This window comes from Staphylococcus sp. EG-SA-2 (genome assembly GCF_017152085.1).
The window spans coordinates 1-9,116 of sequence record NZ_JACYHC010001337.1 but is presented as its reverse complement, the minus strand read 5'-3'; the positions used below and the strand labels follow the sequence as shown (position 1 = coordinate 9,116).

Genomic DNA, 9,116 nt, shown 5'->3' with positions numbered 1-9,116 from the left:
AAAAGACCTTCAACATGTAGGAGACAAGACGAAACGAATCGCTATTTCCCTTTACATGTGAAGGTCTTTTAATTTAATTGTTATTTGTTGTCAAATACAAAGTCATCATCTTGTAATGCTTCTACGTTTAATGCTAATACATAACCATCACCTTTTACTGAGAAGAAGTCATGGTTTTTAGTTGTTGTATCTAAGGCATTCTCAATGATTGGGTTAAATTCACGTTCCTCAAAATAAGGTTCAAAGCCTAAGTTTGAAAGTGCTTTGTTTCCATTATATTTAACATAGTTTAGCACATCTTCAGTGATTCCAAGATCATCGTATAACATTTTTGTGTATGACTCTTCATTTAAATACAAGTCATTTAGCAATTTATACATTTCTTGATCTGCTTTTTGTTTCTCACTTTCAGATAGTTCATTTCGTAAATGCTGTGCATCTAAACCGGTAAATACACCATGAATAGATTCATCTAAAAGAATTTTACGAATGATTTCACCTGATGTCGTCATTTTCCCTTGACCAGCAAGATATAGTGGATAATAGAAACCTGAGAAGAATAAGAATGTTTCTAAAAATACACTCGTAACTCTGGCCATATATTGGTCGTATATCGAAGCTTCTTTACCCCAAAGTTTGTGATAATTAGCAACAATTTTATCAGATTTATATTTTAAATGGGGTTCCTCTAAAACCCATTCATCTAATAGGTAGTTTGTTTCACTAGATGGTAATAGTGTTGTGAAAATATGTGAATAGCTTTTCGCGTGTATTTGCTCCATCATCGCCATAAATGAATAAACTGCTTTTTTCCTTAAGTCAGTCGTATGTAGCATAACTAAAGGCATGCCATCATCTGCTTGATGTGTATCTAAGCCTGTTAAACCAGCTAATGCTTTTTTAAATGTGTCTTGTTCAGCTTCAGATAAAGTCTTCCAACTTGCAATGTCTTTTGATACTTTAAATTCTGTTTCAACCCACATTTGAGATATATTTTGTCTCCAAAACATATTCGTCATATCTTCTTGTGTGTTCCAATTAACAGCTATCATGAATATAATTTCCTCCTGTAATGTTACTCAATAATTGACAAATACAGACATAGCAGTCTAATCATCTGCTAATTCAGACCAGATGATTAGCTGTTTGTCATTTTCAACATTTAATTGTTAGATAGAACAACTTGTACATTCTTCTACACTTAATAATTTATTTCTAGTATAGTAAAGTGATTTTAATCCTTTATAGTGCGCATATACATATAATCTTGCTAACTCACGTGTAGAAATTTCAGAATTAACATAAAGGATCGTTGAGATACCTTGGTCAATATGCGTTTGAATTGTCGCAATTAAATCGATTAATTTCATCTGATCAGTATTGAATGCTGATTTGTAGTACCACATTGTTTGTGGTGATAAGAATGGCATAGGGTAAAATGTTTCCGCATTACCATAAGTACGACGTTCAATTTGGTCAACGATTGGCATTACAGAACTTGTTGCATTTTGAACATAAGAAATACTTTGTGTTGGAGCAATTGCTAATCTATATGCATGATATAAACCATATTGTTCAACATCTTGTTGTAGTTTCTTCCAATCCTCAGAAGTAGGAATAGCCATACCATCGAATAATTCACGTACTTTTTCGAATTGAGGTTCAAATTCTTGAGTTGTATAGAACTCGAAATATTTGCCATTAGCATAATCAGACTTTTCAAAGTCTTGATATTTGATACCACGCTCTTTAGCGATTTCCATTGAACGTTCGATTGAGTAGAAATTCATCATCATAAAGAAGATATTTGCAAAATCTTTTGCTTCTTCTGACTCATAACCAATTTTATTTTTTGCTAGGTAACCGTGTAAATTCATGACACCAAGACCAACTGAATGTAATTCACTGTTAGCTTTTCTAACTCCTGGTGCATTTTGAATATTTGCTACATCACTCACAACAGTTAATGCGTCCATACCAGAGTGAACTGAATCTCTGAATTTTCCGCTTTCCATTACATTAACAATATTTAATGAGCCCAAGTTACAAGAAATATCACGTTTAATTTCGTCTTCAATACCATAGTCATTAATAATTGAAGTTTCTTGTAGTTGGAAAATTTCCGTACATAAGTTACTCATTTTAATTTGTCCAATGTTTGAATTCGGATGCACTCTGTTAGCATTATCTTTAAACATTAAATATGGATAACCTGATTGTAATTGTGTTTGCGCAATTAAATTCAACATTTCACGCGCATTCTTTTTCTTTTTCTCAACATTTGGGTTTGCAACCATGTCATCATAATATTTTTCTAAATCGATATCGTCTAATGTCACACCATATTCTTCTTTAACTGTATGAGGTGCAAACATATAAAAGTCCTTACCTTCTTTAGCTAAATCGAAGAATTTAGATGGAACAATTAAACCAGTTGATATTGTAGATAAACGTAAATCTTCATCCGCATTTACTTTTTTAGTATCTAAAAATTCTTCTACATCATAATGGAAGATATTTAAGTACACAGCACCAGCACCAGGGCGTTGACCAAGTTGATCTGCATAGCTAAAGCCACCTTCAAGTGACTTAGCAATAGGTAAAACGCCTTTCGCTACGCCTTTAATTCCTTTAATTGCTTCACCACGTGCACGCAATTTAGATAAGTTAATTGCAACGCCGCCCCCAATTTTACTTAATTGTTTTGCAGTTGAATCAATAAAGTTAATTGAATTTAAGCTGTCATCCACTTCTAATAAGAAACATGACACTAGCTCACCACGACGCGCACGGCCTGCGTTTAAAAATGTTGGTGTCGCTGGTTGATATCTTTGTTCAACCATAGCAGAAATAAATTGTTTAGCTTGTGCTTTATTACCATTTGCTAGGTATAAAGCAACAATGGCAACGTGTTGATTATAGTCTTCTAAGTATTGACTTTTATCATTTGTTTTCAAAGCGTAATCTTTGAAAAATTTACTAGCTGACATATAACTTGCAAAATTAAACGAGATTGATTTTGCATAATCAGTGATTTCAATTAGATCCGCTTCACTATAAATATCAAACACATTGAAATAAAAATCGTTGTCTACTAAATAACGTAAACGCTCGATTTCAGTATCGAAGAAGATTGTTTTGTCTTTTACTTCTTCTAAATAAGCTACTAAAGCTTCTTGGTCTTTTTCTAAACTAAAGAATCCATCTTCTCTTCGTTTAGTGACCTCATTATTTAATTCAATATGATTGTACTTTTTCTCTTCCATGGTTTTCATTAAAATTACCCACCTTGTTCTTAAATTCAATAACGTCTTTGTTTTTTCCATGTAACTCAAACTTCATTAATAAAGGGACATTATACTCTTCTGATATCGTGCGACCCGCTTTTGCGAAATTTAGTCCCCAATTTCGATTACCGCTAGCTGCCACACCTCTGATGTATTGATGATTAACTTCTAAAAAAGATTGAACGGGTTCTGGTACTTCTCCAAATCCAATAGTGCCAGTAACGATAATAAACGGTTCATGAACTGGTTCCATACAATTTTCTGCTGTAATCTCAAGCGTATTTTCAAGTTCTGTTCTCTTAATAAAACGACGGACATTTCCAGTAAATGAAAAATATATTATTTTCATTGGATCACCTTCTTTCTTCAACCCTTTTAAATAAAGTAGTCATTCCAATTAAAAAATGCTTTAACAACATGGTTACTATGGTTATCTCAGCATTGTATTAACTATAATGAAGCTACTTATTTTCTCAAATGTAAACCAATTGCATAGATTTATATTTGAGAAAATAGTAGCTTATATGGGTTGAATGTATAAAAATCACTATATGTAGTATTTACATCATTGGATATCTTCCATTTGCTCAGTACATTTTCTAAAAATATGACTATTAATTGATAATAACTATTAAATTTCTGTGTTAAATTACTTTTAAATGTAATTTCTTCATAAATAAAGCATTTGCATACAAAACACAAGATATTGTGTCTTTTTCGTTTCACCAACACTATATTATGTGTTTCATTATACATAAGACACACTATGATTTAAAGTGCCATTTTCTAATCGAATGTTCGTAAAACGTTCCAACTAGGCACCAATACTAAATTAGAAAAACTTGAACAAATTTAAAAAAATTTTTTAGTAGATATCACTTGATTTTTTTGAATCTGTGTCAATCTCAATTGTATCAACAGAAATCAAGAAAAAGCTTATTAGCTTGATACTGAATTGATATTTGTTTTATGTAATAACACAAACATTCATAAAAGTGTAATGCCCTATTATTCCGACAAATAAACACAGAACGTTTGTTCGGTACAGTCTATTATAGTCTTTTTATAGTAAATTTCAACTATTTATGCACAACATGTTGTTTTATGCTAATATAAATACGTTAATTTTATATAAAAGAGGCGATAAAATTGAATCCTAAAGTAAAAGGTATCATTGCCATTTTAATTTCGGCTATTGGTTTCAGTTTTATGTCAGTGTTTTTCAGACTTGCAGGTGACCTTCCTGTTTTTCAAAAATCATTAGCACGAAACTTAGTAGCAATGTTTATTCCATTATTTTTTTTATATAAATACCATCAGCCAATGTTTGGCAGACTTTCAAGTCAACCCTTATTAATAACACGATCAACACTTGGACTTATTGGTGTATTGTTAAATATTTATGCCATTGATCATATGGTACTTAGTGATGCCGATTCATTAATGAAACTCAATCCTTTCTGGACGATTTTATTAAGCATTGTTTTCTTACATGAAAAGGTAAGGAAGTATCAAATTACAGCAATGATAATTGCTATTTTAGGTATGCTTTTAATAGTGAAACCTGAATTTTCATCATCTATGATTCCATCATTAGCTGGCTTATTCTCAGGTATTTTTGCAGCATCAGCATATACATGTGTTCGAGCACTTAGTTCAAGAGAAGCACCATATACTATAGTATTTTACTTCTCCTTATTTTCTGTCATCGTTTTAATACCTTTCACTGCATATACTTATGAACCAATGAGTCAGATGCAAATACTTTATCTATTAGGGGCTGGCTTAGCTGCCGCTGTGGGTCAAATTGGTGTTACTTTAGCATATAGTTTTGCAGCAGCAAAAGATATTTCTATTTTTACGTATGCATCTATAATTTTCACAGCAATACTTGGATTTGTTCTATTCGGAGAATCTCCAGATTTCTATGCAACATTAGGTTACGTCGTTATTATCGGTGCAAGTTATTACATGTTTGAAAAAGCACGCCGAGACGCCAAAATAATAAAAAAATAAATTTAAAGGAGCGCTTTATATGGCACATGGCCGTCAACAAGATGAATTACAAGATATAACTTTATTAGGAAATCAAGACAATACTTACAATTTTGACTATCGTCCTGATGTATTAGAATCGTTTGATAATAAGCATCAAGGTCGTGACTATTTCGTAAAATTCAACTGTCCAGAATTTACATCATTATGTCCAATTACTGGGCAACCAGATTTTGCAACTATCTATATTTCATATATTCCAAATGTTAAAATGGTTGAATCAAAATCTTTGAAATTATACTTATTTAGTTTCAGAAATCACGGTGATTTTCACGAAGATTGTATGAATATTATTATGAATGATTTGATAGAGCTTATGGACCCACATTATATTGAAGTCTGGGGCAAGTTCACACCACGTGGTGGAATTTCTATTGATCCTTATACAAACTATGGACGTCCAAATTCTAAATATGAAAAAATGGCTGAGCATCGTTTGATGAATCATGATTTATATCCCGAAAAAATAGATAATCGTTAAATGTATCATTTAATAAACACACCAATAAGTTGATTTTCCTAACTTATTGGTGTGTTTTTCATTTAGCATACATAATAGGTTACATTAAAATAACATTTTATACCAAAGTACACCAAAAGAATATTAGTACACGAATTAAACAACATTTTTATAGAAACCTATTGCACTTTAACGTCAATAAGTATATTTTTATATTATCTCTAATTAATTGTGCGCGCTTAATAACAGAATATTCTCAATATTTTTATTTTTTTGTGATTTGTTGGAATATTTAGTTGATAAGGCACAATCAAATTTACTTAAACTATTGTATTAGGGGAAGAAAGGATGGGATGTATACATGACACAACAAAACTCCCATGGAAATCAAATTCAAGACATACCTCAAACAGGATTTTTCGGGCATCCTCGAGGACTAGGCGTACTCTTCTTTGTAGAGTTCTGGGAAAGGTTTAGTTATTATGGCATGCGTGCCCTACTCATTTTCTACATGTACTTTGCCGTAACAGATAATGGCCTTGGAATTGATAAAACAACAGCTATGTCAATTATGTCAGTTTATGGTTCATTAATCTATATGACATCAATACCAGGCGGATGGATTGCTGACAGAATTACAGGCACTAGAGGCGCTACTTTATTAGGTGCAGTCTTTATTATTATCGGACATATTTGTTTAAGCTTACCATTTGCATTAATCGGCTTATTCACATCAATGTTCTTCATCATTATTGGTTCAGGTTTAATGAAGCCAAACATTTCAAATATCGTTGGCCGTTTATATCCTGAAAATGATAGACGTATGGATGCAGGTTTTGTTATTTTCTATATGTCAGTTAATATGGGTGCATTATTATCACCTATTATTTTGCAACACTTTGTTAATGTTAAAAACTTCCACGGCGGATTCTTGATTGCAGCAGTTGGTATGGCATTAGGTTTAGTATGGTATGTACTTTTCAACCGCAAAAACTTAGGTAGCGTTGGTATGAAACCTACTAACCCATTGACACCAGCTGAAAAGAAAAAGTATGGTCTTATTATCGGAAGTGTTGTCTTAGCAATTGTATTAATTATCGTTATTGGTGCATTAACTAACTCATTATCATTTAACTTAGTTAGTAATACTGTTTTAGTATTAGGTATTGCATTACCAATCATTTACTTCACTTTAATTATTAGAAGTAAAGATGTCACTGATACTGAACGTTCTCGTGTTAAAGCATTTATTCCATTATTTATTCTTGGAATGGTGTTCTGGGCTATTCAAGAACAAGGGTCTAATGTATTAAACATATATGGAATTGAACATTCAGATATGAAATTAAACTTATTTGGTTGGAAAACAAACTTTGGTGAAGCGATCTTCCAATCAATTAACCCATTATTTATTTTATTATTAGCTCCAATTATTTCACTTTTATGGCAAAAGCTTGGAACTAAACAACCTAGCCTGCCAGTAAAATTTGCAATTGGTACGTTCTTAGCAGGTGCGTCATACATACTAATTGGTATTGTAGGTTATGCATCAGGTTCATCAAACTTCTCAGTTAACTGGGTTATTTTATCGTACATTATTTGTGTTATCGGTGAGCTATGCTTATCACCAACGGGTAATAGTGCTGCTGTTAAGTTAGCACCTAAAGCATTTAATGCCCAAATGATGAGTATTTGGTACTTAACTAACGCTTCTGCACAAGCAATCAATGGTACTTTAGTTAAGTTAATAGAACCACTAGGTCAAACAAATTACTTTATTTTCCTAGGTGTTGTTGCAATTATTGTTACAACAATTGTATTAGCATTCTCACCTTTAATCATCAAAGCGATGAAAGGTATACGTTAATATTGTTGGCCTAATTCAAAAAACAGTAAGTCATTTAAATGGCTTACTGTTTTTTTATAGGTTTCTATTAATTAAATTCAAGATATCAGTATAAATAAAAGCTTAATATGCTCGTTATAGACAGCTATAACTATATTTTCTCGTCCCACTCTATAGACATCAATGTCAGTTATTACCATTTTCTCTATTTAAAAACATATTTTTGGTATTAACAATTAAAAGTGGGTATATATATTTAATGAACCAATTTTTAGAAAGTAGGCTAAACTATGGAAAATAAATATACACATGGTGTCCTCTTTTACCATGAACACAGTGGATTAAAAAATATTAATCAAGGTATTGGGGAAGTTACAACAGCATTAAGTTCAATTTGTAAGCATCTTTCTATTCAATTGAGTGAAAACGAAGGTGACATTATTAAATATTGCCAAGAAATCAAAACTAAAAACTATGCAAAAGATGTAGATATATTATTTATTCTTGGCGGTGATGGCACGGTTAACGAACTTATAAATGGTGTTATGTCACATGACCTTCAACTCCCTATTGGCATTTTACCAGGCGGTACTTTTAATGATTTTACAAAAACGCTAAATATAGCACCTAATCATAAACAAGCTAGTGAACAAATGATTTCTGCACAAGTTGGTACATACGATGTAATTAAAATAAATAATCAATATGCACTCAACTTTGTTGGCTTAGGTCTCATTGTTCAAAACGCTGAAAACGTACAAGATGGTTCAAAAGATATATTTGGTAAATTGAGTTATATTGGATCAACTGTCAAAACACTGCTAAATCCAACACAATTTAATTATCAATTATCAATAGATGATAAGACATATTCTGGCGAAACGACCATGATACTAACAGCAAATGGTCCATTCATTGGTGGTAGTCGTATACCATTGACTGATTTGTCTCCTCAAGATGGTGAACTGAACACTTTCATTTTTAATGAACAAAGTTTCAGTATTTTAAATGATATTTTTAAAAAGCGTGATAGCATGAATTGGAATGAAATTACTCAAGGTATTGAGCATATACCTGGTAAAAAGATTTCACTTACAACAGATCCAGCAATGAAAGTTGATATTGATGGCGAAATTTCATTAGAAACACCTATTGATATTGAGGTTATACCAAATGCTATTCAGTTACTTACTGTCAATGATTTGTAAGCATCCGGAATGATCTTGACCCGATATTATATTAGGTTTGGAGTGTAATCATAAGATTCAACGCACCTTATATTCGTTTTTATTAGCTTTAAGCTATTACCCTGTTTCAAAAACAGACATATAATTTTGGCGCATGCCACTAAAATGATTGATGTTGTATTTTAAATCATAGTGGTTTATGCGTCTTTTTCAAATTCTATAAAAAATCGGATGACGTGTAATCTGCCATAGATTAACACATTCATCCGATTTATAATAAT

At 31.8% G+C, this 9,116-nt stretch carries 9 protein-coding genes; 5 read left to right on the top strand and 4 right to left on the bottom strand.

Going from position 1 to position 9,116, the window contains the following annotated elements:
• Nucleotides 1-80: 80 nt before the first annotated feature.
• From nrdF to nrdI, 3 genes are all read right to left on the bottom strand, one after another.
• Nucleotides 81-1,052: a class 1b ribonucleoside-diphosphate reductase subunit beta gene (gene nrdF / locus IDG60_RS21305; protein WP_000562498.1), complete on the bottom strand. Its 972-nt coding sequence runs from the start codon at nt 1,050-1,052 to the stop codon at nt 81-83.
• Between the two features lie 117 nt (nt 1,053-1,169).
• Nucleotides 1,170-3,275 (bottom strand): class 1b ribonucleoside-diphosphate reductase subunit alpha, encoded by a 2,106-nt coding sequence (gene nrdE / locus IDG60_RS21300; protein ID WP_000855514.1) that lies wholly within the window; start codon nt 3,273-3,275, stop codon nt 1,170-1,172.
• Nucleotides 3,238-3,636 carry a class Ib ribonucleoside-diphosphate reductase assembly flavoprotein NrdI gene (gene nrdI / locus IDG60_RS21295; RefSeq protein ID WP_000692521.1) on the bottom strand — a complete coding sequence of 133 codons (399 nt, stop codon included), beginning with the start codon at nt 3,634-3,636 and terminating at the stop codon, nt 3,238-3,240. The genes nrdE and nrdI overlap by 38 nt, the downstream gene beginning before the upstream one ends.
• An 800-nt stretch (nt 3,637-4,436) precedes the next feature.
• On the opposite strand from nrdI, the gene IDG60_RS21290 reads away from it, so the two are divergent.
• The 4 genes from IDG60_RS21290 to IDG60_RS21280 all read left to right on the top strand — a co-directional run bounded on the left by IDG60_RS21290 (nt 4,437) and on the right by IDG60_RS21280 (nt 7,669).
• On the top strand, nt 4,437-5,303 hold the full coding sequence (locus IDG60_RS21290; RefSeq protein ID WP_001068501.1) for a DMT family transporter: 867 nt from the start codon (nt 4,437-4,439) through the stop codon (nt 5,301-5,303).
• 19 nt (nt 5,304-5,322) lie between these two features.
• A complete protein-coding gene (gene queF, locus IDG60_RS21285) occupies nt 5,323-5,823 on the top strand; it encodes a preQ(1) synthase (protein ID WP_000930014.1) in 501 nt (166 codons plus the stop codon).
• A gap of 29 nt (nt 5,824-5,852) precedes the next feature.
• Nucleotides 5,853-6,098 carry a hypothetical protein gene (locus IDG60_RS23505; protein ID WP_001788366.1) on the top strand — a complete coding sequence of 82 codons (246 nt, stop codon included), beginning with the start codon at nt 5,853-5,855 and terminating at the stop codon, nt 6,096-6,098.
• Between the two features lie 65 nt (nt 6,099-6,163).
• The gene (locus IDG60_RS21280; RefSeq protein WP_000193751.1) at nt 6,164-7,669 is read left to right on the top strand and encodes a peptide MFS transporter; all 1,506 of its coding nucleotides are present in this window, start codon (nt 6,164-6,166) and stop codon (nt 7,667-7,669) included.
• Nucleotides 7,670-7,746: 77 nt separating this feature from the next.
• Here IDG60_RS21280 and IDG60_RS21275 read toward each other — a convergent pair whose 3' ends face one another.
• Nucleotides 7,747-7,848, bottom strand: a complete 102-nt coding sequence (locus IDG60_RS21275) for a hypothetical protein (protein WP_031760357.1) — start codon at nt 7,846-7,848, stop codon at nt 7,747-7,749.
• Nucleotides 7,849-7,938: 90 nt separating this feature from the next.
• Between IDG60_RS21275 and IDG60_RS21270 the strand changes: the two genes are divergently transcribed.
• Entirely contained in the window at nt 7,939-8,856 is a 918-nt protein-coding gene (locus IDG60_RS21270) for a diacylglycerol/lipid kinase family protein (protein WP_000429006.1), read from the top strand.
• Nucleotides 8,857-9,116: the final 260 nt, after the last annotated feature.

Bases quoted from the DNA above. Each gene is read 5' to 3' on its own strand.
- IDG60_RS21280 (WP_000193751.1), top strand. From the start codon at position 6,164: ATGACACAACAAAACTCCCATGGAAATCAAATTCAAGACATACCTCAA.
- nrdE (WP_000855514.1), bottom strand. From the start codon at position 3,275: ATGAAAACCATGGAAGAGAAAAAGTACAATCATATTGAATTAAATAAT.
- queF (WP_000930014.1), top strand. From the start codon at position 5,323: ATGGCACATGGCCGTCAACAAGATGAATTACAAGATATAACTTTATTA.
- nrdI (WP_000692521.1), bottom strand. From the start codon at position 3,636: ATGAAAATAATATATTTTTCATTTACTGGAAATGTCCGTCGTTTTATT.
- IDG60_RS21270 (WP_000429006.1), top strand. From the start codon at position 7,939: ATGGAAAATAAATATACACATGGTGTCCTCTTTTACCATGAACACAGT.
- IDG60_RS21275 (WP_031760357.1), bottom strand. From the start codon at position 7,848: ATGGTAATAACTGACATTGATGTCTATAGAGTGGGACGAGAAAATATA.
- nrdF (WP_000562498.1), bottom strand. From the start codon at position 1,052: ATGATAGCTGTTAATTGGAACACACAAGAAGATATGACGAATATGTTT.